This is a genomic window from Streptomyces sp. NPDC021080 (genome assembly GCF_044333225.1).
Lineage (GTDB): Bacteria > Actinomycetota > Actinomycetes > Streptomycetales > Streptomycetaceae > Streptomyces.
Genome location: NZ_JBIRQM010000013.1, coordinates 311,207 through 335,963 on the forward strand (window position 1 = coordinate 311,207; position 24,757 = coordinate 335,963).

Annotated in this window: 21 protein-coding genes; 4 read left to right on the plus strand and 17 right to left on the minus strand. The window is 69.2% G+C overall.

Translation table 11 applies throughout. The annotated features are described in order from the left end of the window. Position 1 precedes the first annotated feature (1 nt). From ACH4S8_RS30605 to ACH4S8_RS30625, 5 genes are all read right to left on the minus strand, one after another. Positions 2–955 carry a helix-turn-helix transcriptional regulator gene (locus ACH4S8_RS30605; protein ID WP_398399683.1) on the minus strand — a complete coding sequence of 318 codons (954 nt, stop codon included), beginning with the start codon at positions 953–955 and terminating at the stop codon, positions 2–4. Between the two features lie 133 nt (positions 956–1,088). After that, the gene (locus tag ACH4S8_RS30610; RefSeq protein ID WP_398399685.1) at positions 1,089–1,460 is read right to left on the minus strand and encodes an FKBP-type peptidyl-prolyl cis-trans isomerase; all 372 of its coding nucleotides are present in this window, start codon (positions 1,458–1,460) and stop codon (positions 1,089–1,091) included. A gap of 61 nt (positions 1,461–1,521) precedes the next feature. After that, positions 1,522–2,529 carry an FKBP-type peptidyl-prolyl cis-trans isomerase gene (locus ACH4S8_RS30615; RefSeq protein ID WP_398399687.1) on the minus strand — a complete coding sequence of 336 codons (1,008 nt, stop codon included), beginning with the start codon at positions 2,527–2,529 and terminating at the stop codon, positions 1,522–1,524. A gap of 128 nt (positions 2,530–2,657) precedes the next feature. Then, on the minus strand, positions 2,658–4,019 hold the full coding sequence (gene pafA, locus ACH4S8_RS30620; RefSeq protein ID WP_037628436.1) for a Pup--protein ligase: 1,362 nt from the start codon (positions 4,017–4,019) through the stop codon (positions 2,658–2,660). A gap of 9 nt (positions 4,020–4,028) precedes the next feature. Beyond that, entirely contained in the window at positions 4,029–5,288 is a 1,260-nt protein-coding gene (locus tag ACH4S8_RS30625) for an MFS transporter (protein WP_398399690.1), read from the minus strand. Between the two features lie 107 nt (positions 5,289–5,395). Here ACH4S8_RS30625 and ACH4S8_RS30630 point away from each other — a divergent pair, with 107 nt between their 5' ends. Next, a complete protein-coding gene (locus ACH4S8_RS30630) occupies positions 5,396–6,409 on the plus strand; it encodes a LacI family DNA-binding transcriptional regulator (RefSeq protein ID WP_398399692.1) in 1,014 nt (337 codons plus the stop codon). 114 nt (positions 6,410–6,523) lie between these two features. On the opposite strand, the gene prcA is transcribed toward ACH4S8_RS30630, so the two are convergent. The 6 genes from prcA to arc all read right to left on the minus strand — a co-directional run bounded on the left by prcA (position 6,524) and on the right by arc (position 12,636). Further along, positions 6,524–7,267: a proteasome subunit alpha gene (gene prcA, locus ACH4S8_RS30635; protein WP_339128322.1), complete on the minus strand. Its 744-nt coding sequence runs from the start codon at positions 7,265–7,267 to the stop codon at positions 6,524–6,526. 57 nt (positions 7,268–7,324) lie between these two features. After that, complete coding sequence (gene prcB, locus ACH4S8_RS30640; protein WP_398399695.1) at positions 7,325–8,170, minus strand: proteasome subunit beta; 846 nt, start codon at positions 8,168–8,170, stop codon at positions 7,325–7,327. Further along, positions 8,122–8,715, minus strand: coding sequence for an endonuclease VII domain-containing protein (locus ACH4S8_RS30645; RefSeq protein ID WP_398399697.1), 594 nt, complete (start codon positions 8,713–8,715; stop codon positions 8,122–8,124). The genes prcB and ACH4S8_RS30645 overlap by 49 nt, the downstream gene beginning before the upstream one ends. Positions 8,716–8,748: 33 nt before the next feature. Then, positions 8,749–8,967: a ubiquitin-like protein Pup gene (locus ACH4S8_RS30650; protein ID WP_398399699.1), complete on the minus strand. Its 219-nt coding sequence runs from the start codon at positions 8,965–8,967 to the stop codon at positions 8,749–8,751. A 156-nt stretch (positions 8,968–9,123) separates the two neighbouring features. Continuing rightward, a complete protein-coding gene (dop, locus tag ACH4S8_RS30655) occupies positions 9,124–10,635 on the minus strand; it encodes a depupylase/deamidase Dop (protein ID WP_398399701.1) in 1,512 nt (503 codons plus the stop codon). Positions 10,636–10,869: 234 nt separating this feature from the next. Beyond that, positions 10,870–12,636: a proteasome ATPase gene (gene arc / locus ACH4S8_RS30660; protein WP_339128326.1), complete on the minus strand. Its 1,767-nt coding sequence runs from the start codon at positions 12,634–12,636 to the stop codon at positions 10,870–10,872. Between the two features lie 253 nt (positions 12,637–12,889). Here arc and ACH4S8_RS30665 point away from each other — a divergent pair, with 253 nt between their 5' ends. Then, the gene (locus tag ACH4S8_RS30665) at positions 12,890–13,195 is read left to right on the plus strand and encodes a ferredoxin (protein ID WP_398399704.1); all 306 of its coding nucleotides are present in this window, start codon (positions 12,890–12,892) and stop codon (positions 13,193–13,195) included. A 98-nt stretch (positions 13,196–13,293) separates the two neighbouring features. Here ACH4S8_RS30665 and ACH4S8_RS30670 read toward each other — a convergent pair whose 3' ends face one another. The 3 genes from ACH4S8_RS30670 to ACH4S8_RS30680 form a co-directional block, all read right to left on the minus strand. Then, positions 13,294–13,869, minus strand: coding sequence for a hypothetical protein (locus ACH4S8_RS30670; RefSeq protein WP_398399706.1), 576 nt, complete (start codon positions 13,867–13,869; stop codon positions 13,294–13,296). Positions 13,870–15,311: 1,442 nt separating this feature from the next. Next, positions 15,312–16,214 carry a tRNA (adenine-N1)-methyltransferase gene (locus ACH4S8_RS30675; RefSeq protein WP_269658250.1) on the minus strand — a complete coding sequence of 301 codons (903 nt, stop codon included), beginning with the start codon at positions 16,212–16,214 and terminating at the stop codon, positions 15,312–15,314. A 41-nt stretch (positions 16,215–16,255) separates the two neighbouring features. After that, the gene (locus ACH4S8_RS30680) at positions 16,256–17,998 is read right to left on the minus strand and encodes a site-2 protease family protein (protein WP_398399709.1); all 1,743 of its coding nucleotides are present in this window, start codon (positions 17,996–17,998) and stop codon (positions 16,256–16,258) included. A gap of 201 nt (positions 17,999–18,199) precedes the next feature. On the opposite strand from ACH4S8_RS30680, the gene ACH4S8_RS30685 reads away from it, so the two are divergent. After that, positions 18,200–19,135: a RecB family exonuclease gene (locus ACH4S8_RS30685; RefSeq protein ID WP_398399711.1), complete on the plus strand. Its 936-nt coding sequence runs from the start codon at positions 18,200–18,202 to the stop codon at positions 19,133–19,135. Positions 19,136–19,149: 14 nt separating this feature from the next. Then, positions 19,150–19,821: a response regulator transcription factor gene (locus tag ACH4S8_RS30690; protein ID WP_037628456.1), complete on the plus strand. Its 672-nt coding sequence runs from the start codon at positions 19,150–19,152 to the stop codon at positions 19,819–19,821. A 367-nt stretch (positions 19,822–20,188) separates the two neighbouring features. Here ACH4S8_RS30690 and ACH4S8_RS30695 read toward each other — a convergent pair whose 3' ends face one another. From ACH4S8_RS30695 to ACH4S8_RS30705, 3 genes are all read right to left on the minus strand, one after another. After that, the gene (locus ACH4S8_RS30695) at positions 20,189–21,793 is read right to left on the minus strand and encodes an ABC transporter substrate-binding protein (protein ID WP_398399713.1); all 1,605 of its coding nucleotides are present in this window, start codon (positions 21,791–21,793) and stop codon (positions 20,189–20,191) included. Positions 21,794–22,257: 464 nt separating this feature from the next. Continuing rightward, positions 22,258–22,959 carry an HAD family hydrolase gene (locus ACH4S8_RS30700; protein ID WP_398399715.1) on the minus strand — a complete coding sequence of 234 codons (702 nt, stop codon included), beginning with the start codon at positions 22,957–22,959 and terminating at the stop codon, positions 22,258–22,260. 172 nt (positions 22,960–23,131) lie between these two features. Next, a partial coding sequence (locus ACH4S8_RS30705) for a vitamin B12 dependent-methionine synthase activation domain-containing protein (protein ID WP_398399717.1) occupies positions 23,132–24,757 on the minus strand: 1,626 nt, incomplete at its 5' end.

The window sequence follows — 24,757 nt, forward strand, 5'->3', positions numbered from 1 at the left end:
CTCAGCCTTTGGCCACGGCGCGCAGCCGGTCGATCACTTCTGCCCGCAGTTCGGCGGGTCCCACGACCACGACGTCCGGCCCGAACTCGACGAGCCAGGCGTCCAGGCCGTGCCCGTACGGAATCTCCAGCTCGTCCCAGCCGTTCTCGAGCTCCCGCACGGAGACGGCCTTGGCGCGCAGCGGGTAGCCCGCGCCGGAGCGCAGCCGGATCAGCGCCGAACGGTCGGCGGTCTCCCCGGCCCAGCCCGCCACCGTCTCGCGCACGGTCACGACGTCGGGGACCTCGGCGGTGTACCGGCCCGCACGCGCGCGGACCTTGCCGGTGATCCGGGAGAGCCTGAAGACGCGCTCGGCGCCGCGGTCGCGGTCCCAGCCCGCGAGGTACCAGTGGCCGCGCCAGCACTCCAGGGCCCAGGGCTCGACGTGCCGGGTCCCGGGCTGCGCGGCGTTGGCCTTGCGGTAGTCGAAGACGACCGGGCGGCGGTCGCGGCAGGCGAGCATCAGCGGCTCGAAGGCGGCCTCGTGGACGGGGATGTGCGGTTCGAGGGCTCCGTGGGATCCGTACGGGTCCACGTCCTCGGGCAGGCCCGCGGCACGCAGCTTCTGCAGCGCACCGCTGGCGGCGCCGGCCAGCCGGGCCTGCTGCCAGACCTTGGCGGCCAGACCGAGGGCGGCGGCCTCCTCGGCGTCGAGGGTGATCGGCGGCAGGCGGTTGCTGTCGCGGCGGGCGAGATAGCCGACCTCGCCGTCGAGGTTCTCCACCGTCTCGATGACCAGGCCGAGTTCGCGCAGATCGTCCTTGTCCCGCTCGAACATCCGGTTGAAGCTGTCGTCCGACCCGGCTTCCAGGTAGGCCTCGATGGACTCGCGGAGCTCCCGCTTGCTGAGCGGCCGCCGCGTCCCGAGCAGACACAGTGCGAGGTTCATCAGCCGCTCGGCCTTGGCAATGGCCATCGACGCCCTTCCTATGGTGCTTCCGACCGATGACCGTACCGCCCCGGAGTGTCGCGGCAAAAGCCGAGGGCCCATGCCCGGACAGGCATGGGCCCCGGATGATCCGATCCGGATCGGATCCGGTCCTCCGTGATCAGACCGCGATCAGGTCGACCACGAAGATCAGCGTCTCACCGGGCTTGATCGCCGGGGTGGGGCTCTGGTCGCCGTAGGCGAGGTGCGCGGGGATGGTCAGCCGGCGACGGCCGCCGACCTTCATGCCCTGCACACCCTTGTCCCAGCCCTTGATGACGCGGCCGCCGCCGAGCGGGAAACGGAACGGCTCGCCCCGGTTCCAGCTCGCGTCGAACTCCTCACCCGTGCTGAACGACACACCCACGTAGTGCACCGTGACGTTCTGACCCGACTTGGCCTCGGGGCCGTCGCCCTCCCAGATGTCCTTGATCTCGAGGTCCTTCGGGGGGTTGCCCTCGGGAAAATCGATCTCGGGCTTCTCGATGCTCACGTCTTTGCTCCTGCTTGTGTACGTACAAGACAACACGGACAGTCTTACATCCCCGGAGGGTTTACATCTTCGCCAGGATGTCGACCGAGAAGACGAGCGTGGAGTCCTTCTTGATACCGCTGCCGGCCGGCGGGTTGTCGCCGTAGCCCAGAGCCGGCGGAATCACGATCAGAACGCGGCTGCCCACCTTCTTGCCCGTCAGCCCCTGCGCCCAGCCCTTGACGACCTGCTGCAGCGAGAACGACGTCAGCTGACCGCGCTTGTACGTCGAGTCGAACTCCTTGCCGCTGTCCCACAGCACACCCTCGTACTGCACCAGCACCGCGCTGTCCGCCTTGACCTCGGGACCGTCACCCTCGATCACGTAGTTCGCCACGAGCTTCGTGGGAGCGGCCTTCTTCGGCACCGTGATCTTGGGAGCCGAACCGTCCGTGTTGGTGCCGACCACCGGCAGCGAGGCGTCCTTCTGCGGGACGTCCTTGCCCTTGGCCGAGCTCTTCGAGTTGAACGTGTCCTCGATGTCCACCACGAACACCAGCGTGTCGGTGCCCTTGATACCCGCCTGCGCGTTGCCGGACGTGCCGTAACCCCAGGTCGGCGGAACGGCCATCTCGACCCGGCTGCCGGCCTTCTTGCCGACCAGGCCGTAACGCCAGCCGTCGATGATGCCGCCCTGCGCCAACTGGATCACCAGCGGCGTCCCCCGGTCGTAGGAGTTGTCGAACACCTTCGCCGTGGCCCAGATCTGCCCCAGGTAATTGGCCTGGATGTAGTCGTTCTCCGCGACCGTCTTCCCGTTGCCCGCGATCACCGTCCTGACCGCCAGATCCTTCGACGGCTCCCCCGGCCCCTTGGCCACGGTCGGCTTCTCACCGAACTTCGTACCGGCCGTGATCGCCGGCAGCGGACCGTCGACGATCTTCGGCGGGGGCGGCGCGGAAGCCGCGGCCGAGGCCGAGGGCGACGGGCTCTTGCTGGACTTCGCCGAGCCTGAGTCGCCGTCGTCACCGCATCCGGCGAGCGTGACCAGTCCAGCGGGTACGGAGAGAAGGAGTGAGCGTCGGCGCACGGTGGGAGCCTCGTATCGGTCGATCTTGGTGGATGGCGTGCGCGCAACTCTACGACGTGAGAAGGGCGCCGTACGGAAAACGTACGGCGCCCCGCGTTGCGTTCCGCGTCACCCACGGAACTCCCGGCTCACATCCCGGCGATCAGCTTCTCCACCCGGTCGTCCACCGAACGGAACGGGTCCTTGCACAACACCGTGCGCTGCGCCTGGTCGTTCAGCTTCAGATGCACCCAGTCGACGGTGAAGTCCCGCCGCTGCTCCTGGGCCCGCCGGATGAAGTCACCGCGCAGACGGGCCCTAGTGGTCTGCGGCGGCACGGACTTGCCCTCGAAGATCTTCAAGTCGTTGCAGATCCGCGCGGCTTGCCCCTTCCTCTCCAGGAGGTAGTAAAGACCACGACGTCGGTGGATGTCGTGATATGCGAGGTCTATCTGCGCGACCCGCGGGTGCGACATGGTCATGTTGTGCTTCGCCCGGTACCGCTCGATGAGCTGGTACTTCATGACCCAGTCGATCTCCGTGCCGATCCGGTCGAGATCCTCGGCCTCGATCGCGTCGAGCGTACGGCCCCACAGTTCGAGAACCTGTTCGACCGTCCCCGTCCGGATCCCGCGGCGCTCGCAGAAGTCCACGGCCTTCTCGAAGTACTCCCGCTGCACCTCCAGCGCGGAGGCCTCGCGCCCACTGGCCAGACGCACCTTGCGCCGGCCCGTGATGTCATGACTGACCTCACGGATCGCCCGAATGGGATTCTCCAGAGTGAGGTCCCGCATGACCGTGCCCGCCTCGATCATGCGCAGCACGAGATCCGTGGCACCGACCTTCAGCAGCATCGTCGTCTCGGACATGTTCGAGTCGCCCACGATGACATGCAGCCGGCGGTAACGCTCGGCGTCCGCGTGCGGCTCGTCACGCGTGTTGATGATGGGCCGCGACCGGGTCGTCGCGGAACTGACGCCCTCCCAGATGTGCTCGGCCCGCTGACTGACGCAGTACACGGCACCGCGCGGCGTCTGCAGCACCTTGCCCGCACCGCACAGCAGCTGCCTCGTCACCAGGAACGGGATGAGGATGTCCGCGAGCCGGGAGAACTCCCCGTGCCGGGCCACCAGATAGTTCTCGTGGCACCCGTAGGAGTTGCCTGCCGAGTCGGTGTTGTTCTTGAACAGATAGACGTCGCCCGCGATCCCTTCCTCGTGCAGGCGTCGTTCGGCGTCCACCAGAAGACCCTCGAGAATGCGCTCGCCGGCCTTGTCGTGGGTGACGAGTTCCGTCACGTTGTCACATTCGGGTGTCGCATATTCCGGATGTGATCCCACGTCGAGATAAAGGCGGGCACCGTTCCGCAGAAAGACATTGCTGCTGCGGCCCCATGACACGACACGGCGGAAGAGGTACCGCGCCACCTCGTCGGGAGACAGTCGCCGCTGTCCCCTGAACGTACACGTGACGCCGTACTCGTTCTCCAGCCCGAAAATGCGGCGGTCCATGACAGAACATTACGCCCGATCCCCTGAGCTGAAACGGGGTTCGACAGCTCGGTTTGGATCATTTTCCGATGACACCGCAACAACCCCGCCCCTCCCGGTAGCTGCGAGGACCCGTCCCGTGGCCAGCAGAACCGCCAGCGCGGCAGCACCCGCGACCCCCGGAACGGCGAAGCCCCACCCCGCCCCGCCCCACTCGACCACCGGCCCCGCGAGCCCCGTACCGACCGAGGCACCCACCGTGAACGTCGTCACGAGCCAGGAGAACGCCTCGGTGACCGTACCGGCCGGCGCGTGCCGGTCCACCAGCACGAACGCGCACGCGATGCTCGGCGCCAGGAACACCCCGGCAAGGGCCGCCAGCACCGTCATCGCGACCGGACCCGGCACCAGCATCAGCGGGACATAACACACCGCCAGCAGGGCCACGAGCACCCGCAGTCGCCGCTCCGGCGCCCCGCCCCACCGGCGCGCGCCGTAGACCACACCGCCCAGCAGCGCGCCGAGCCCGATCCCCGCCATCAGCCAGCCGTACACCGCGTCCCCGCCGTGCGCGTCCGCGTACGACACCGCGGCGACCGTGATCGACCCGAGCGCGATCCCGATGAACAGGAACGCCCCGAGCAGCGCCAGCAGCCCCGGCGAGCGCAGGGCACCCAGCCAGTGCGCCTCGCGCGGCGCCGAACGCCACGCGCGCGAGGGCTCCGAGACGACCACGGACAGGGCACCCAGGACACCGACGACGGCCAGGATCAGCAGCGCGGCCTGCGCGGACCACAGCGCCACGCACAGCGTCACGAGCAACGGTCCGACGGTGAACATGACTTCCTGCGCCACCGCGTCCATCGCGTACGCGGTGTGCACCTGCTCCTCCTCGCGCAGCACCGAGGGCCACAGCGCCCGCAGACCGCCCTCCAGGGGAGGCGTGAAGAGCCCGGCCACGGCCATCGCGGCACAGGCGAGCGCCACCGGATCCGTACCGGCCAGCGCGAAGACGCCCATGCCGAGAGCCGAGACGACCGCCGCGGGCAGCTGCACCCGCGGCTGGCCGTACAGGTCCACGAGCCGGCCGAGCACCGGCTGCCCGACCGCGTTGGCCACCCCGTACACGGCGGCGAGCCCGCCCGCCAGGCTGTACGTGCCGCCCCCGGCCCGCACGAACAGCACCACGGCGATGGCCGCGGTGGCGTTCGGCAGCCGCCCCACCAGCGTCCCCACCAGCAGCCTGGCAGCGTGTCTCGCCCTGAGGATCTCCAGGTATCCCGCGGCCATGGCCTGCCCTTCCGCTAGCGCACGACGCTCACGTGTTACGTATAACGTCCTCCTCAATACGTACCATGTGCGCTGACCGGGAGTCCAGACGAAGGAGCAGGCCCACGGTGGCAAGAGGTAGCACGCGCCCCACCAGCCGGGACGTCGCCGAGGCCGCCGGGGTCTCCCAGGCAGCCGTCTCCCTGGTCCTGGGCGACAAGTGGCGCGGCCGCGTCTCCCCCGCCACCGCCGAACGCGTCCGCGAAGCCGCCCAGGAACTCGGCTACCGCCCCAACCTGGCCGCCCGCAACCTCCGCCTCGGCCGCACCCGCACCGTCCTCCTCGTGGTCCCCGCCCTCACCACCGAATTCTTCGCCGGCGTCTACACCGGCGCCGCCCGCGTCGCCGCCCGACACGGCTTCGGAGTCGTCCTCTACCCCTCCCCCGAAGGCATCGGCCCCGCCCGCGACCCCTTCGGCTCCGCCCAGGCCGCCCTCGACGGCGTCATCGCCTCCTCCATGGCCGCCGACGCCCTCACCGCCATCCGCGGCGACCAGCTCCCCCTCGTCATGCTCGACAGCGACCCCGCCGGCAGCCAGGGCGCCGCCACCGTCAACCTCGACATCGCCGACGGCGTGCGCCAGGTCACCGACCACCTCCTGGAACTCGGCCACCGCCGCTTCCTCCACCTCGCCGCCGACATCCCCTCCTGGACCTTCGAGGTCCGCGGGCGCGAGATCGCCTCCTGCCTCGTCGAGGTCCCCGGAACCAGCCTGCGCGTCACCCGCGCACCCATCTCCTTCGAAGACGCCCTCGCCGCCACCCAGACGGCCCTCTCCGCCCCGGGCCCCCGCCCCACCGCGGTCATCTGCGACGACGACAAACTCGCCGCCGGCGCTTACAAGGCCGCCCGCCGCCTCGGCCTGCGCATCCCCGACGACATCTCCATCACCGGACTCGACGACCTCGCCCTCGCCCGCGCCCTCGACCCCGAACTCACCACGGTCCACCTCGACGCCGAACGCTTCGGCGAACAGGGCATGAAAGCCCTCCTCGCCGTCCTGGACGGCCGCACGCCCCCGCAGGAGGACATCCCCGTCCACCTGGTCGTACGCGGCTCCACGGCCCCTCCTGGCCCCTAGAACAACCCCCGGCCCCCACCCCCGGGACAAACGGAAGGGGCCGCGCCGGTCTGCACCGGAGCGACCCCTTCCGCACGAGCACCCGACAGACGGATGCGCGGTCCTGCCCGAACCTCACTCGTCGTCGGCGTCCTCCGCCTCCGTGGCGGTCTCCGCTCCCCCGACCTCCAGCAGCCGGGACAGCTGACGGCCCGTGATCCGCTTGAACTTCCGCTTCTGCGGCCGCGTACGGTCCAGCACCGCGACCTCGAGACGCTCCGCCGGAATCTCCCGCTCACCGCCGTTCGGCTCCCGGGACAGCGACTGGACGGCCAGCTTCAGCGCCTCGGCCAGCGACATGCCGTCCCGGTGCTGAGTGTCCAGATAGGTGCTGATCTGCTCGGCGTTGCCACCGACCGCCACCGAACCGTGCTCGTCCACGATCGAACCGTCGTGAGGCAGCCGGTAGATCTGGTCACCGTCCGGCGTCTCGCCGACCTCGGCGACCACCAACTCCACCTCGTACGGCTTCTCCGCCGCCGACGAGAAGATCGTGCCCAGCGTCTGCGCGTACACGTTCGCCAGACCACGGGCGGTCACGTCGTCACGGTCGTACGTGTAGCCACGCAGGTCGGCGTACCGCACACCGCCGATCCGCAGGTTCTCGTACTCGTTGTACTTGCCGGCGGCCGCGAAGCCGATCCGGTCGTAGATCTCGCTGAACTTGTGCAGCGCGCGGGACGGGTTCTCGCCGACGAACACGATGCCGTCGGCGTACTGGAGCACGACCAGGCTGCGGCCACGGGCGATGCCCTTGCGGGCGTACTCGGCCCGGTCGGCCATCGCCTGCTGGGGTGAGACATAGAACGGCGTCGACACCGGCTATCCGTCCCTTTCTGTCGAAGTCACTGGATCACCTGGGAGAAAGACGGGTCTTCAGTACAGCGCGGCACGCGGGCCGTCGGGCTGCAGGAGCCGCCTCTCCAGGATCACGCGGGCGATCTCGGAGGCCTCCTCGTCGGTGAGCCGGCGGAAACCACTCTCCGTGATCACGGTGACGATCGGGTAGATCCGGCGCGCGACATCGGGACCACCGGTCGCCGAGTCGTCGTCGGCCGCGTCGTAGAGGGCCTGGATGACCAGCGTCGTGGCCTGATCCTCCGTCAGATCCTTCGCGTAGAGCTTCTTCATCGCACTGCGCGCGAAGAGCGAACCGGACCCCGTGGCCGCGTAGCCGTGCTCCTCGGAACGGCCGCCCGTGACGTCGTACGAGAAGATGCGCCCCTTGCCGCGGTCCACGTCGAAGCCCGCGAACAGGGGCACCACGGCGAGACCCTGCATCGCCATGCCCAGATTGGAACGGATCATCGTGGACAGGCGGTTCGCCTTGCCCTCCAGGGAGAGCTGCGCGCCCTCCACCTTCTCGAAGTGCTCCAGCTCCAGCTGGAACAGCTTCACCATCTCGACAGCCAGGCCCGCCGTACCTGCGATGCCCACCGCCGAGTACTCGTCGGCCGGGAACACCTTCTCGATGTCCCGCTGGGCGATGACGTTCCCCATCGTGGCCCGCCGGTCACCGGCGAGGACGACCCCGCCCGGGAACGTCACGGCGACGATCGTCGTGCCGTGCGGGGCCTCGATCACGCCCTGGACGGGCGGCAGTTGCCGCTTGCCCGGGAGCATCTCCGGCTGGTGCTCGGACAGGAAGTCCATGAAGGACGACGACCCGGGCGTCAGGAAGGCAGCCGGTAGACGCCCGGTGCTACGAGTGTTGGCTTCCACGCGTTTCCTTCCAGGTAGTCGGCAGCCCGCCTTACGGCATCGGGCCGATCCTTGAACTGCCCCAGTGCGGCATTGCAGCTGAAGCACAGTACGCCTCGGACACTACCCGTCTCGTGGCAGTGATCCACATGAACTGCAGGAGCTTTCAGGCAGATCACGCAGAGCCCCATCTGAGAGGCCGCCATCTCGTCACGCTGGGCTTCGGTGAGGCCGTAGCTGCGCTTCAGGTGTCCCGCACGGCCTTCAATCGCCCGGCACGCCTTGCAACGATTCGACAATCCATCCGAAGCCGTTGCATTGCGATGCCACTCGCTCCACGGCTTGACCTCACCGCATTTGAGGCAGCGCTTGTGCCCCTCGGGCACCTCCACCTGCGGGCGCACTTCGCGCCCGAGGCTCAGCTGACGCTTCCGGTCACTCTCGGACGCGCAATCTCGACAGCGATGCTGCAGACCGTCCAGATTGGACCGCTTCCGAGCGAAGGCTGCGTGCGGCTTGCTTTCGCCGCACCGCACGCAGCACTTCACACCATCTTCATTCGCCAATTCGGCGACCCCCCGTAGCCTTCGATTCGAAGGCTACTGGCCGCCTTTCTGAACGAATGACCGAACGAAGTCCTCGGCGTTTTCCTCGAGTACATCGTCAATTTCGTCAAGAACCGAGTCGACATCGTCGCTCAGCTTTTCCTGGCGTTCCTTGAGGTCGTCGGTCGTTTTCGCGTCCTGCGACTGTTCCTCGACCTCCTCGGTGGAACGCGTCGCCTTCTGCTGTCCGCCGCCGGTGTCCTTGGTCGCCATAACCCTCACCCCGCTCGGTTCGACGTTCTTGATCAGACCCTACAAGCAGGGTCCGACATCGGCCCCGCAGTTGCCACAACGTACGGGGACCACCTCGATGATTCCCGTAACGCCGGGTATTCCACCCTGTCCGGCGTGTGCCGTCCGGGCGGAAGCTCAGTTGCCCGACAGGACCCTGACCAGGTCCTCGGCCGTCCGGCAACGGTCCAGGAGCTCCTTGACGTGATTACGCGTTCCGCGAAGGGGCTCCAGGGTTGGGACGCGCTGGAGCGAGTCCCGGCCGGGCAGGTCGAAGATGACCGAGTCCCAGGAGGCCGCCGCCACGTCGTCCGCGTACTGTTCCAGGCAGCGTCCGCGGAAGTAGGCGCGGGTGTCCTCGGGCGGGGTCGTGCGGGCCCGCTCGACCTCGTTCTCGTCCAGCAGGCGCTTCATCTTGCCCCGGGCGGCCAGACGGTTGTAGAGGCCCTTCTCGGGGCGTACGTCGGCGTACTGGAGGTCGACGAGGTGGAGCCGGGCGGCGTCCCAGTCGAGGCCGTCGCGGCGCCGGTAGCCCTCCATGAGCTCGCGCTTGGCGACCCAGTCGAGTTCGCCGGCCAGGCTCATGGGGTCGTTCTCCAGGCGGTTCAGGGTGTCCTCCCAGCGCAGGAGGACGTCCTTGGTCTGTTCGTCCGCGTCCGCCCCGAACCGCTCCTCCACGTACTTGCGCGAGAGCTCGAAGTACTCCATCTGCAGTTGCACGGCGGTGAGCGTGCGGCCGCTGCGGAGCGTGACGAGGCGCTTGAGGGTCGGGTCGTGGGAGACCTGGTGGAGGGTGCGTACGGGCTGGTCGACGGCCAGGTCGACGGCGATGAAGCCGTCCTCGATCATGGAGAGGACCAGTGCCGTGGTGCCGAGCTTGAGGTAGGTCGAGATCTCGGAGAGGTTCGCGTCCCCGATGATCACGTGCAGCCGGCGGTACTTCTCGGCGTCGGCGTGCGGTTCGTCGCGGGTGTTGATGATGGGGCGCTTGAGCGTGGTCTCCAGGCCGACCTCGACCTCGAAGTAGTCGGCGCGCTGGCTGAGCTGGAAGCCGTGTTCGTGGCCGTCCTGGCCGATGCCGACGCGGCCCGCTCCGGTGACGACCTGGCGTGAGACGAAGAAGGGGGTGAGGTGCCGCACGATGTCCGAGAAGGCGGTCTCCCGCTTCATCAGGTAGTTCTCGTGCGTGCCGTACGAGGCGCCCTTGTTGTCGGTGTTGTTCTTGTAGAGGTGGATCGGCTGGGCGCCGGGCAGCTGGGCGGCCCGCTCCGCCGCCTCGGCCATGATGCGCTCGCCGGCCTTGTCCCACAGGACGGCGTCGCGGGGGTTGGTGACTTCGGGGGAGCTGTATTCCGGGTGTGCGTGGTCGACGTACAGCCGTGCTCCGTTGGTGAGGATGACATTGGCCAGGCCGATGTCCTCGTCGGTGAGCTGGCTGGAGTCGGCGGCCTCCCTGGCGAGGTCGAAGCCTCGCGCGTCCCGCAGCGGGTTCTCCTCCTCGAAGTCCCAGCGGGCGCGGCGCGCCCGGTGCATCGCCGCCGCGTAGGCGTTGACGATCTGGGACGAGGTGAGCATGGCATTGGCGTTGGGGTGACCGGGGACGGAGATCCCGTACTCCGTCTCGATGCCCATTACTCGCCGTACGGTCATGCGGCCCTCCTTGCCCGGCGGCGCCCTCGGTCGGGGGCGCTGCTCAAGTACCGCTGGCGCTCCGGTGCGTGTGCGGTGCCCGTCCCCGCACTGCGCGACTCGGCGGTACGAAAGAGCCTAGAACGCCTCTGCGCTGGTGGGGAGATCATTTGCGTCATTGCTGTGTTCCGGCCGTGACCGGAAAAGCAGGCGGCTGCGGGTACCCGTGGAGGGCACCCGCAGCCGCCCTGTCTTTTACAGGTACTGACCGGTGTTGGCCACCGTGTCGATGGAGCGTCCGGTGTCCGCGCCCTGTTTTCCGGTGATGAGCGTACGGATGTAGACGATCCGTTCGCCCTTCTTTCCGGAGATGCGGGCCCAGTCGTCGGGGTTGGTGGTGTTGGGCAGGTCCTCGTTCTCCTTGAACTCGTCCACGCATGCCTGGAGGAGGTGGGAGACCCTGAGGCCCTTCTGGCTGTGCTCCAGGAAGTCCTTGATGGCCATCTTCTTGGCGCGGCCCACGATGTTCTCGATCATGGCGCCGGAATTGAAGTCCTTGAAGTAGAGGACTTCCTTGTCGCCGTTGGCGTAGGTGACCTCCAGGAAGCGGTTCTCCTCGGATTCGGCGTACATCTGTTCCACGGCTGTCTGGATCATGCCGTGGACGGTGGCCGCCCTGTCGCCGCCGTGCTCTCCGACGTCCTCGGAGTGCAGGGGGAGGCGTTCGGTGAGGTACTTCTGGAAGATGTCCTTGGCCGCTTCGGCGTCCGGGCGTTCGATCTTGATCTTCACGTCGAGCCGGCCGGGCCGCAGGATGGCGGGGTCGATCATGTCCTCGCGGTTGGAGGCGCCGATCACCACGACGTTCTGCAGGCCTTCGACGCCGTCGATCTCGGCGAGGAGCTGCGGGACGATGGTGTTCTCCACGTCCGAGCTGACGCCGGATCCGCGGGTGCGGAAGAGGGATTCCATCTCGTCGAAGAAGACGATGACGGGGGTGCCCTCGCTGGCCTTCTCCCGGGCGCGCTGGAAGACGAGGCGGATCTGCCGCTCGGTCTCGCCGACGTACTTGTTCAGGAGCTCGGGGCCCTTGATGTTGAGGAAGAAGCTCTTGCCGGTGGCCTGGCCGGTCACTTCGGCGACCTTCTTGGCCAGTGAGTTGGCCACGGCCTTGGCGATGAGCGTCTTTCCGCATCCGGGGGGTCCGTAGAGCAGGACTCCCTTGGGGGGCCGCAGCTCGTGTTCCTTGAAGAGGTCGGGATAGAGGTAGGGGAGCTCGACCGCGTCGCGGATCATCTCGATCTGGCCGCCCAGACCGCCGATCTGCTCGTAGCCGATGTCGGGGACCTCTTCGAGGACGAGTTCCTCGACCTCGCTCTTGGGAACGATCTCGTAGACATAGCCGGAACGGGGTTCGAGGAGCAGAGCGTCCCCGGGACGGATATTGACGTCCAGGAGCGGCTCGGCGAGCCGGACCACCCGTTCCTCGTCGGTGTGTCCCTGGACGAGGGCGCGCTCGCCGTCCTCCAGGATCTCCTTGAGGGTGACGATGTCGCCGACGCTCTCGTATTCCATGGCCTCGACCACGTTGAGGGCTTCGTTGAGCATCACTTCCTGGCCGCGCCTGAGCTCGTCGAGTTCGACGCTGGGGCTGACGTTCACGCGGAGTTTGCGGCCTCCGGTGAAGATGTCGGCGGTGCCGTCCTCGTTCGCCGTGAGGAAGACGCCGAAGCCGGCCGGCGGCTGCGCGAGCCGGTCGACTTCCTCCTTGAGGGCCACGATCTGGTCGCGGGCCTCACGGAGTGTGTTCGCCAGTCGTTCGTTCTGTGCGGACACGCCTGCCAGGTTGGTCTGCAGCTCGACGATCCGCTCTTCGAGAATCCTCGTGTGCCGCGGAGAGTCGGCGAGCTTGCGCCGCAGGACGGCGATCTCCTGCTCAAGGTAGGCAATCTGTCCGGCGGGGTCATCGGACCCTCGTCCCGGGCGGATGCCGCGGTTCATGTCGTCGTCGTGGGCTGCCACGGTCCTCACCTCCTCCAAGGGGAGCTGGACGCTTCCAGACCCTACCTGGGTGGGTGTCGATTGAAACCCCTAGATCACAAAGACTCTAGAGGTGTGTCCGATCTTCACCCTTGCGCTCTCCCTCACGCCAGGGGAATACCCACCGAACATGCTTGGGAAGCGGGCAGAGGTAGGGTCGAACTGTTCAACACCCGTCAGAGCTGGCCCGATTCCCCAGTCTTCGGTTCGCTCGACGCAGAAAACGGCAGGAGAAATGACCGTGCAGCAGGAGGCCGCAGTCGACGGCGAGGCGCTTGAGGTCTGGATCGATCAGGATCTCTGTACCGGCGACGGGATCTGCGTGCAGTACGCGCCCGAGGTCTTTGAGCTGGACATTGACGGTCTGGCCTATGTGAAGAGCGCCGAGGACGAGCTTCTGCAGGCGGTGGGCGCCACAACGCCCGTACCCCTGCCGCTTCTGCGCGATGTGGTGGACTCGGCGAAGGAGTGTCCGGGGGACTGCATCCATGTCCGTCGTGTTTCGGACAAGGTGGAGGTCTTCGGACCTGACGCGGAGTGACCTTTCGGACACCCCGCGTCATTCTGTGACCGGTTGATCACACCCTCCGCGGTGCGGAGGGTGTTCTCTTTTGTCCGGGTCTCGCGCCGGGGGCGCGTTCAGGCACCGTGCGCTTCGGACGGCGTCGAGCGGATGAACGCGCCGTTCTTCCACTGCCACTTGGCGTTCTGCTTCAGGTCCGGGCAGCAACTCGGTACGTCGATCGAGGAGTAGCCGAGCAGCGTGGCGGTGACGGCTCCGTCGCGCACCGCGAAGTCCGTGACGCTGAGCCGGTCCTTGGGATCGATCAGGGTCGCGACGACCCTGGGCTGCTTGGCTCCCTCGGCCTGGGTGAGGACGTAGACCCCGTCGGGCGGGGTGCCCGAGCCGGCGTCGCAGCGGACGACGGCGACGGTCTCCGGGCGGCCGTCGCCGTCCAGGTCGCCCGAGGCCTTCTTCTCGACGAGCGCCTTGACGGGGCCGCAGACGATCGGGAAGTCCACGCCGGCCGGGTCGGGGGCGGCCGCGGGGGCTGCCGCCGGTCTCGGTCCGGCGCCGGGCTGGGCCGCCCTCGCCGCATCGGGCTGGATGACGGAGGACAGTGCCACGACTCCGGCGATGGCGGTTGCCGTGGCGACCCACTGGATGGGGCTGGTCTGCGTATGTGCCAGTTCCGGGACAACGGATTGCTGCACTAGGGGTGTCTCCCGCGAGGGCTGTGCCGGTGGGGTGGGTGTCCCGCATGGTGCCACACGTCACAGCCCGGTGGAACGGCGGGGTCCGGACTTGTGAAGAGTTCCGCCGGAGTTTTCGCCGGGCCTTGGTCCGGCGGTCGGGAGCCCTGCCGGGCGGACCTGGCCCGGCGGCCGGGAGGGCTGCCGGACCGTCCCCCGACCGGGCTGCCGTACGAGCCCGGCCGGGGCCGGGAGACCGCGGCACGGGCCTGGCCTGGGGGGCGGAAGGCTTCCGCACGAGCGCCTCGCCGGACGACCCGGACGACTGCCGCACGTGCCTGGCCGGACGGCTCGGGAGACCGCCGCACGGACCTGGCCTGGGGGCCGGAAGACTGCCGCGCGAGCCTCGCCGGGCGGCCGAAAGGCAGGCTGGCTGCCACCTGCCGCCGAGGGGCTTCCTCGCTGACCGGGGCCGAGCGGCCGGTCGCCCGCCTCATGGCTGCGGGGGCGGCTCCGGGGCGACCGCGCGCCCCGGCCGAGGCTCCGGGCGGCCGACCGTGCAGCCGCGGTCAAGGTCGTCTCCGTGTCTCCCCGTGTCCTTGCCGGGCCGCCGGAGGCGGTTCCTGAGGGGGTGTCCTGGTTCTCGGCCGGTCTGCGGGCCGTCTCCCCTGCGGTCTCCCGACGGGGGTCGGCGGCAGGGCGGTCGGGGTCAGGCGGGTTGGCCGGTGTTCCGCGTGGTTGCGGCCTGCCCACTCGCGCGGGCTGCCCGTACGCGGGGCTGCCTGTGGCCGGCACCGGGGCGCCACGCGGACGGGCCTCGCCGGCCCTGGGCAGACCGGGCCTCGCCAGGACCCGGGCGTTCTGTGCGGGGCCGGTCTCTCTCCCCCCGGCCTCGGCCTCGGGACGTCGGACCTCCGTGCCGTGGGCGCTCCCGAAAGCCTGTGGGCCCGCGGGTGAGCACGTCCGATACGCCAGGAACACCCGGACCGGGAAGCCTGGTGAGTCGGCGGGCCGGTCGGGGAAACCTGGCAGGCAGGCGAGTCGGTCGGCGCCCCTGACGGGCAGGTCGGCCGGTGTCCCAGGCAAGCAAGCGAGCAGACGAACCTGTTGCCCCGGGCAGGCAGCCGGGCCGGTCGGCGGCCTCCGCAGGCAAGTGGGCCCGCGACGACCCCGGCAGGCAGGTGGGCCGGCCGGGGGACCCGGTGAGGTCTCGGGGCAGGCGGGCTGCTTGGCCAGGGCGTCCGCGGTGGCCCCGCGAAACCGACGGCTCTGCGGTGGCCCCGCGGAGCCGGCGGACCGTCAGCAGCCTTGCGCGCGGCCCGCTCGCGGGCGCCCGGCACGCCTGCGGGGCGCGGCCGCAGAGTCCGGTCCACCGGTCTGTCGGTGTGTCAACGGCAAAGCGCTGTGGCCGAGTTACCGGAGGATTCCGGTAACTCGGCCACAGGGGCGGTGCGTTGGGTGGGTCAGCGGCCGGAGCCGCCGTCGGCGTTCGGGCCGGCGTAGTCCTCGCCGTACGCGCCCTTGGCGGGGCGGCGGCGGCGCATGGGCGGCTCGACGCCGTCCGCGAGGCGGCGGGCGGTGAGCAGGAAGCCGGTGTGGCCGATCATCCGGTGGTCCGGGCGGACGGCCAGGCCCTCGATGTGCCAGTTGCGGATCATCGATTCCCAGGCGGTCGGCTCGTTGAAGCAGCCGATCTCGCGGATCGACTCGACGGTCCGCGCGAGCTGGGTGGTGGTCGCCACGTAGCAGCAGAGGATGCCGCCGGGGACGAGCGCTTTGGAGACGGCCTCCAGGCATTCCCAGGGGGCGAGCATGTCGAGGATGACCCGGTCGACGTCGGTGTCGCTCAGGTTGTCCTGGAGGTCGCCGACGGTGAGCTGCCAGGCGGGGTGGGGGCCGCCGAAGTAGCGCTCCACGTTCTGCTGGGCGATCTCGGCGAAGTCCTCGCGGCGCTCGTAGGAGTGCAGCATGCCCTGGTCGCCGATGGCGCGCAGCAGGAAGCTGCTCAGCGAGCCGGAGCCGACTCCCGCTTCCACGACGCGGGCGCCGGGGAAGATGTCGGCGAAGGCCAGGATCTGCCCCGCGTCCTTGGGGTAGACCACGGCGGCGCCGCGGGGCATGGACAGGACGTAGTCGGGGAGCAGGGGGCGCAGCGCGAGGTAGGCGACGTTCCCCGTGGTGCGGACAACGCTGCCCTCGGGAGCGCCGATCAGCTCGTCGTGGGGGAAGGAACCCTTGTGGGTGTGGAAGTTCTTCCCGGCCTCGAGCGTGAACGTGTAGTGGCGGCCCTTGGGGTCGGTCAGCTGAACCTGGTCCCCGACCTTGAAGGGCCCGCGCCTGCGGGCGGCACCGGTCGGTTCGGACATGTGAACAGCCTACCGGTCCCGCGCGGGGCCGCCGACCACGGTCAGGAGGGGCGGGCCATGGCTTTGACGAAGGCGCGCTCGACGTCGGCGGCGGACAGGACGCCGTAGATCTCGCCGGAGTCCTCGACGACGAGGTATTCGGTGGCGGGGCTGGCGCGCAGGGCGTCGAGGAGGTCCTCTCCGGCGAGTTCGGCGGAGACGCGCATGCCGTCGGTGAGGTCCTGGGCGAGGCCGCTGACGGTGACCCAGGGGCGGCGGTGTTCGGGTACGCCGACGATGGCGGCTTCGCGGACGAGGGAGAGGGGTTCTCCGTCGGCGTCGACGACGACGAGGGCGCGGGCGCCGACGTCGTTGGCGCGGCGCAGTGCCTCGGAGAGGGGGGTGGTGCTCTCGACGGGGACGGCGCGGCGGGTAAGGGAGCGGGCGCGCAGTTCGGGGAGGTGTTCGCGCAGGCGGGCCATGCGGAGGCTGTTGCCGGCGCCGGTCCAGATGATCGCCGCGAGGATGGCGGCGAGGAGGGCGTCGGTGATGGTGTCCATGCTGCCGGCGTTCTCGGGGGCGTCGCCGAGTGCCGAGGACTGGGTGAGCAGGGGCAGGCCGATGAGGACGGACACGGCGAGGGCGCGGCCGACCCAGGCGGCGGCGACGGTGCCGCTCATGGCCCGGCCGGTGATCTTCCAGACGACGGCGCGGAGCATGCGGCCGCCGTCGAGGGGGAGGCCCGGGAGCAGGTTGAAGGCGGCGACGATGAGGTTGGAGATCATCAGGCCGGCGAGCAGGACGCCGGGGACGGTGCCGGGCTCGACGGGCTGCATGGCGAGGTAGAAGAGGCCGGACAGGACGAGGGAGAGGAGGGGGCCGACGAAGGCGAGGACGAATTCGCGGCCCGGGGTCTCGGCTTCCTTCTCGATCTCGGAGACGCCGCCGAAGAACTGGAGCTGGATGCGGCGGACCGGGAGTTTGAAGCGGAGGGCGGCGACGGTGTGGGCGAGTTCGTGGACGAGGACGGAGGCGTAGAAGGCGACGGCGAAGAAGAGGGAGACGAGGTAGCGCGCGGCGCCGAGGTCGGGCAGGACGCGGTCGAGCTGGCCGCCGAAGACCCAGGTGATCAGGGCGGCGACGAGGAACCAGCTGGGTGCGACGTACACGGGGACGCCGAAGGGCCGGCCCATGAGGATGCCGCCGCCGGGTTCCTTGGTGCGGCGTGGTGGGCGTCCTCGGGTGGTGCCGGCGCGGGTGCGGTGGGTGTCGGTGGGTTCGCCGTGGTCCTGGACCCGGCCGTCGGCGGGCTCGAGGGGTTCGGATCGCTCGGAGGGTTCGCCGTGGGGTGCGTTTTCCCCGGTGTGCCCGGGGTGACCGGTGGTGGCGGGGTCCTTCGTCAGCGGGTCGCGCGGTGGTGCGGTGTGGGGCGCGGTCTCGGGTCCGGGCCGGTTCGGGGCCGTGGTGCTGTCGTGGGACCCGGTCTCCGGGTGGGAGGGGGTGTCGTCTTCTGGGCGGGGGGTGGTCCCGGGCCGGGCCGGGGGCTCCGTCCGGGCCGGGGTGCCGGCGTCCGCGTCGGTTTCCGGATCCGTGTCCGTGTCCGTGTCCGTGTCCGTGTCGGATGGTGTCCGGGTCCGGGAGTCGTGGTGATCGGGGGCCGTGGGCCTCGGCCCGGTGGTCTCGGGCCCTGCCGGTCCGGGGTCCGCGCCGGAGGCCGCACCGGTGGAGGCCGTGGGCCTCTCGTGGTGCTCGGTGGCCCCGCCGGTACCGGAGCGCGGCTGCCCGCTCCCGCCGCTCTCGTCCACGATGTCCCCTCGTTCGAAGCGTCCCCCGCTCCCGGTTCGTGCGGAGCGGGAGGGTCTGGGTCGATGGTATGCGGCCGTCGCGGTACGTTCCGCCCCGGCACCCCCTCTGTTTTCCGTGCCGTCGCGCCCACCCCGTTTTCCGTGCCGTCGTGCTCGCCGGGGCCGGTTGACTGTCGGTGGTGGGCCGTATGGTCTGTTGTCATGGAAACCAGCACCGAGGGCGCCGTGCCCGAAGAAGGAGCCGTGACCGGCGGAGCCGTCCCGGGCGGCCCGGCTCCCGTGGTGGCGCGCCCGCCCGCCTCGCTGTCGCCCTCGCGTGCCGGCGACTTCATGCAGTGTCCGTTGCTGTACCGGTTCCGGGTGATCGACAAGCTGCCGGAGAAGCCGAGTGAGGCGGCGACCAAGGGGACCCTGGTGCACGCGGTTCTGGAGCGGTTGTTCGACGCGCCGGCCGCGGACCGGACCGCGCCGCGTGCGAAGTCGTTGATCCCGGGGCAGTGGGACCGGTTGCGGGAGACGAAGCCGGAGGTCGCGGAGCTGTTCGCGGACGACCCGGAGGGCGAGCGGCTGGCGCGCTGGCTGTCCGAGGCGGAGCGGCTGGTGGAACGCTGGTTCACGCTGGAGGATCCGACGCGGCTGGAGCCGGCGGAGCGGGAGCTGTTCGTCGAGGCGCGGCTGGATTCCGGGCTGACGCTGCGCGGGATCATCGACCGGGTCGATGTGGCTCCGTCGGGTGAGGTCCGGATCGTCGACTACAAGACGGGGAAGGCGCCGCGGCCGGAGTACGCCGAGGGCGCTCTGTTCCAGATGAAGTTCTACGCGCTGGTGGTGTGGCGGCTGAAGCGGGTGGTTCCGCGCCGTCTTCAGCTCGTCTATCTCGGCAGTGGTGACGTGCTGACGTACGACCCGGAGATCGCGGATCTGGAGCGGGTCGAGCGCAAGCTGCTGGCTCTGTGGGACGCGATCCAGGAGGCGACGGAGACGGGCGAGTGGCGGCCGCGTCCCACGAAGCTGTGCGGCTGGTGTGATCATCAAGCGGTGTGTCCGGAATTCGGTGGTACTCCCCCGGCATATCCGCTGCCGGTCAGGGCGCCCGGGTCGGGCGCCGGGGAGCAGGGCAGAATGGGGCCGGACTAGCGAAGGAGACTTACGTGGCCATCCGCGTCCTACTGGTCGACGACCAGCCGCTGCTGCGCACCGGCTTCCGGATGATTCTGGAAGCGGAGCCGGACCTCGCGGTCGTCGGCGAGGCCGGTGACGGTCTCCAGGCACTCGATCAGGTTCGTGCCCTGCAGCCCGATGTGGTTCTGATGGACATCCGTATGCCGCGGATGGACGGTGTGGAGGCGACGCGGCAGATCACCGGCCCTGGCCGGGACGGTCCGGCGAAGGTGCTGGTGCTGACGACGTTCGACCTCGACGAGTACGTGGTGGAGGCGCTTCGGGCGGGGGCCAGCGGTTTCCTGCTGAAGGACGCGCCGGCCAATGAGCTGGTGCAGGCGATCCGGGTGGTCGCGGCGGGTGAGGCGATGCTCGCGCCGAGCATCACGCGTCGGCTGCTCGACAAGTACGCGGGTCATCTGCCGTCGGGGGACGAGCCGGTTCCGGACACGCTGCACACGCTGACCGATCGTGAGGTCGAGGTGCTGAAGCTGGTGGCGCGCGGTCTGTCGAACGCGGAGATCGCGGCGGATCTGTTCGTCAGCGAGACCACGGTCAAGACGCATGTGGGGCATGTGCTGACGAAGCTGGGGCTGCGCGACCGGGTGCAGGCGGCGGTGTACGCGTACGAGAGCGGGCTGGTGCGTCCCGGCGCGCAGTAGGCCCGGCCGGTCCCGGTCCGTCCGGGACGGCGCGAAGGTTGAGACGGCGCGAAGGCCGAGACGGCGCGAAAGGGCGCCCGTTCCACAACGGAACGGGCGCCCTTTCGCGTGGGACGGTCGTGTGCGGCGGCGGCGCTCGGCCGGACTCCGGACCGCCCCATGGCGTGCCGATGGCAGGTGCCGTTTCGTCGAAGCCGAAAGCCCGTCGTCGAGCCTGAAGGGCCCGTCGTCGAACCGGAAGGCCCGTCGTGGGACCCGGAGGACTCCTCGGCGAACCCGGAAGACCCGCCGTGGAACCCGAAGGACCCGGGACCGTCGGGTCCCGGGTCCTGTCCCGGGGCCTACGGCCTCGGGTCGAACGGTTGGGTCACTCGCTGACGCCGCGGCTCAGCTCCCACAGCTGCAGGGTGGAGGAGGAGTTGAGCGCCCACTCCGAGCCCGTGATGTCGTCACGCGCGGCTATGTACTGCTTGCCCTGCCAGAGCGGGATCACGGGAACGTCGTTGGCCACGATGTTCTGGATCTCTGTGAGGCTCTTGGAGGCGGTGAGGCGGTCGGCCTCGCGTCGGGAGTCCGGGATCAGGGTGTTGCTGATCCGGGTGTTCAGGTACGGCGAGCCGAGGAAGTTGTCCTTGTCGAGGAACGGCGCCAGGTAGTTGTCGGCGTCGGGGAAGTCGGGGAACCAACCCATGCCGTAGACGTCGTAGTCACCCTTCTGCTCCGCCGGGCGGAACTTGGCCCACGGCGTGCCCTGGATGGTGACGTCGAAGAGGCCGCTCTTGTTGAGCTGGTCCTTCAGGACCTTGAACTCTTCCGCGGTGACCGCACCGTAGTGGTCGGTCGTGTAGTGCAGGGTCAGCTTGACCGGGGTGGTGATGCCCGCCCTGGCCAGCAGCGTCTGGGCCTTGCTGTTGCTCGGGTCGCCGTACTTGTTGAAGAACGCGTTGGCGTGGCCGGTGATGGTCGCCGGGACCAGCGAGTACAGCGGCTCGGCCTGGGATCCGTAGACCTTGGCGACGAGCTCACCGCGGTCGATCACCTGCGCCATGGCCTGGCGGACGGCCGTCGTCTTCACCGTCGGGGCCTTGGTGTTGAAGGCCAGGTAGCGGATTTCCAGACCGGGCATCTCGTTCAGGTTGACGTTGCCACCCGAGGCGTTGCCCAGCTTGGTGATCTGCTCGGGCGTCATCGAGCGCGTCATCAGGTCGATGTCGCCCTTGTCGAGGGCCGCCCCCATGGTGTCGGCGTCCGTGAAGGAGCGGAGCTCGACCTTGGAGTTCTTGACCTTCAGCTGTCCCTTGTAGCGGGAGTTCTTCGTGAAGACGGCCTTGGTGACGGTGTCGTCCTTGGACTCGATCTTCACGCTGTACGGACCGGAGCCGTCCACGGAGAAGCCGTCGCGCAGCTTGTTCTTCTCGTAGTCGTTCGGGTTCACGATGCCGGCGACCGGGGTCGACAGCTTGAACGGGAACGTGGCGTCGGCGATCTTGAGGTGGAAGATCACCTCGCGGTCGCCGCGGGTCTCGACGGTGTCGATGGTGGAGAGCAGGCCCGCCACACCACTGTCGGCCTTGATGGCCCGCGCACGGTCGATCGAGAACTTGACGTCCCTCGCGGTGATCGAGTCACCGTTGGAGAACTCCAGGCCCTCGCGCAGGGTGCACGAGTAGCGCTCGTTCCCGCTGTCGGTGAACCCGCACTTCTCGGCCGCCTCGGGCTGCGGCTCGCCGTCACCACGCGGCTGGACCATCAGCGTCTGCACGGTCTGACGCAGCACGTTCCAGGTACCGACGTCGTACGCGTACGCCGGGTCGAACGGTGCCGGGGCTTCCTTCGACGCGGTGAACTGGTCCGTGGTACCGACAACGATGGCATCGCCGCTGTCGCCCCCGCTGGCGGACCCGCCGCACGCGGCGAGCACTGGGGCGAGCAGGCCGACCACGGCCGGCAGCACCAAAGTCTTGCGGTTCATGCTCGTGTTTCTCCAGAGCTGTAGGTTCCGCGAACCGGCATGCAGGGGTGGCGCGGCGGTCACGGGGTTACGGCGATGTTCTCGCGATGACATTAGTCCGCACCACAAGCTCGTCCATACCGGTGCCGGAACCGTTTTCCGCTCACGCTGCGAAACCGGGCGCGGACGCACCGACAAGGCGACACGGGAAGGATTAGTGCAGCGTTTCATCAATCGGGACACAAGGGCACGTCAGGGCTCCACGAAGGGGCGGTGCGGGCATAATCCGGTCCCGCTGTCGACCCTCCGTCACGTGGCGAACGTCACACAGTAAAATTGATTGAGGCGTACCGGAATTAGTGGTTCCGCCCCGATTTGCATTCGGGCCGACCCTCGCCCGCGCTTACCACAGAGAACCTCCGCCGCCTTTCCGTGCATTCGGAACCACACGCTGTGTGATGGAGTGGACGACGTTCGGTGATCGGTCAGTGTGCTTTTGTCATCAGCCGATGCAGAAAGGGCAGGTCGACCTCTTCGAGGGAATTCACCACGGCGCGGCGGGTGGCAGGGGCGATGGGCGCGACCGACGGCACGGCGATGACCTGGCAGCCCGCGGCCTCGGCGGAGGCGACACCGGTCGAGGTGTCCTCGATGGCGGCGCAGCGTGCCGGTTCGGCGCCGAGCCGGGCGGCCGCGAGGAGATAGGGGTCGGGGAACGGCTTGGTCCGCTCGACCTCGTCGCCCGCGACGGTCAGGGCGAAGAAGTGGGAGCCGATCGCACCCAGGACGCGGTCGATGATCCGCCGGTGCGAGGCGGAGACGAGCGCGGTCGGGATCTCGTGCGCCGCGAGTTCGGCGAGCAGTCTGGCGGCGCCCGGCATCAACGGCAGCGCGTGACCGATGCGCTCCTCGAAACCGTCGTTGAGCAGCACGGACAGCTCGGACAGAGTGATGTCGGCGCCGGTGGCCTCGATGAGGAATCCCGCGCTGCGGGTCATGGGGCCGCCGACGACCACGGGGCGCCAGGAATCGTCCAGGGTGTGTCCGAGGGCTTCGAAGACCGCGACCTCCACGTCCCACCAGAAGCCCTCGGTGTCCACGAGGGTTCCGTCCATGTCGAGGAGCACGGCCTGCAGGGCTGAGCCTTCGGCCGTACGAGTTCCGAGCGCGGGGACCGTACTGGTCATCCTGGCGCACCTCCTTGAGGGACGATCAGGCCGGTTGCCCCCTTGTACGCCAGGGGACAACCGGCCTGCGATGGACCGATAAGTGTACGACTTATCCGATCAGTGTGCGCCGTGGCACGTCGGGCCCTTCACCGTGCGTCGAGGTGCTGGGCCTCGGGCCGCGTCGGGCCGCTCACCGTGCGTTGAAGTACTTGGCCTCGGGGTGGTGGATCACGATGGCGTCGGTGGACTGCTCGGGGTGGAGCTGGAACTCCTCGGAGAGGTGGACGCCGATGCGCTCGGGTTCCAGGAGCTGCGCGATCTTGGCGCGGTCCTCCAGGTTCGGGCAGGCGCCGTAGCCGAGGGAGAAGCGGGCGCCGCGGTACTTGAGGGCGAACATGTCGTCGATCGCGGAGGGGTCCTCCCCCGCGAAGCCCAGCTCGGAGCGGACGCGGGCGTGCCAGTACTCGGCGAGGGCCTCGGCGAGCTGGACGGACAGGCCGTGCAGTTCGAGGTAGTCGCGGTAGGCGTTGGCCTCGAAGAGCTTGGCGGTCTCCTCGCCGATGCGGGAGCCCACGGTGACGACCTGGAGGCCGACCACGTCGGTCTCGCCGGACTCCTCGGGGCGGAAGAAGTCGGCCAGGCACAGCCGACGGCCGCGGCTCTGGCGGGGGAAGGTGAAACGGGTCCGCTCGTTGCCCTGGTCGTCCAGGATGATCAGGTCGTCGTCCTTGGAGACGCACGGGAAGTAGCCGTAGACCACGGCGGCCTCCAGCAGGTTGTCCCGCTGGAGCCGGTCGAGCAGACCGCGCAGCCGCGGCCGGCCCTCGGTCTCGACGAGCTCCTCGTACGTCGGGCCGTCGCCGGCACGGGCCTGCTTGAGACCCCACTGGCCCTTGAACAGGGCGCCCTCGTCCAGCCAGGAGGCGTACTCCTTGAGCTGGATGCCCTTGATCACGCGGGTGCCGGTGAAGGGGGCCTTCGGAACCGGGTTGTCGGTGGCCACGTCGGAGCGGACGTGTCCCTCCTGCGGCCGCTCCTCGACCTGAACGGAGGCGGCCGGGCGGACCCGGCGCTGCTTGAGTTCGGGCAGGACCGCGCCGGGCACCCCGCGCTTGACGCCGATCAGGGCGTCCATCAGGCGCAGGCCCTCGAAGGCGTCGCGGGCGTAGCGGACCTCGCCCTGGTAGATCTCGTGGAGGTCCTGTTCGACGTAGGCGCGGGTCAGCGCGGCGCCGCCGAGGATGACGGGGTAGTCGGCGGACAGGCCGCGCTGGTTGAGCTCCTCCAGGTTCTCCTTCATGATCACCGTGGACTTGACCAGGAGTCCGGACATGCCGATGACGTCGGCCCTGTGCTCGGCGGCGGCGTCCAGGATCGCGGAGACCGGCTGCTTGATGCCGAGGTTGACGACGGTGTAGCCGTTGTTGGACAGGATGATGTCGACGAGGTTCTTGCCGATGTCGTGGACGTCGCCGCGGACGGTGGCCAGCACGATGGTGCCCTTGCCCTCCGCGTCCGACTTCTCCATGTGGGGCTCGAGGTAGGCGACCGCGGACTTCATGACCTCGGCGGACTGGAGCACGAAGGGCAGCTGCATCTGGCCGGAGCCGAACAGCTCACCGACCACCTTCATGCCCTCCAGCAGGGTCTCGTTGACGATGTCCAGGGCGGGACGCTCCTGCAGGGCGGCGGCGAGGTCGGCCTCCAGGCCGTTCTTCTCGCCGTCGATGATCCGCCGCTTGAGGCGCTCCTCCAGCGGGAGCGCGGCCAGTTCCTCGGCCTTGCCCGCCTTGAGCGACTTGGTGGTGGCGCCCTC

Bases quoted from the DNA above. Each gene is read 5' to 3' on its own strand.
- ACH4S8_RS30605 (WP_398399683.1), bottom strand. From the start codon at position 955: ATGGCCATTGCCAAGGCCGAGCGGCTGATGAACCTCGCACTGTGTCTG.
- pafA (WP_037628436.1), bottom strand. From the start codon at position 4,019: ATGGACCGCCGCATTTTCGGGCTGGAGAACGAGTACGGCGTCACGTGT.
- ACH4S8_RS30625 (WP_398399690.1), bottom strand. From the start codon at position 5,288: ATGGCCGCGGGATACCTGGAGATCCTCAGGGCGAGACACGCTGCCAGG.
- ACH4S8_RS30650 (WP_398399699.1), bottom strand. From the start codon at position 8,967: ATGGCGACCAAGGACACCGGCGGCGGACAGCAGAAGGCGACGCGTTCC.
- dop (WP_398399701.1), bottom strand. From the start codon at position 10,635: ATGACCGTACGGCGAGTAATGGGCATCGAGACGGAGTACGGGATCTCC.
- ACH4S8_RS30665 (WP_398399704.1), top strand. From the start codon at position 12,890: ATGACCGTGCAGCAGGAGGCCGCAGTCGACGGCGAGGCGCTTGAGGTC.
- ACH4S8_RS30675 (WP_269658250.1), bottom strand. From the start codon at position 16,214: ATGTCCGAACCGACCGGTGCCGCCCGCAGGCGCGGGCCCTTCAAGGTC.
- ACH4S8_RS30685 (WP_398399711.1), top strand. From the start codon at position 18,200: ATGGAAACCAGCACCGAGGGCGCCGTGCCCGAAGAAGGAGCCGTGACC.
- ACH4S8_RS30695 (WP_398399713.1), bottom strand. From the start codon at position 21,793: ATGAACCGCAAGACTTTGGTGCTGCCGGCCGTGGTCGGCCTGCTCGCC.
- ACH4S8_RS30700 (WP_398399715.1), bottom strand. From the start codon at position 22,959: ATGACCAGTACGGTCCCCGCGCTCGGAACTCGTACGGCCGAAGGCTCA.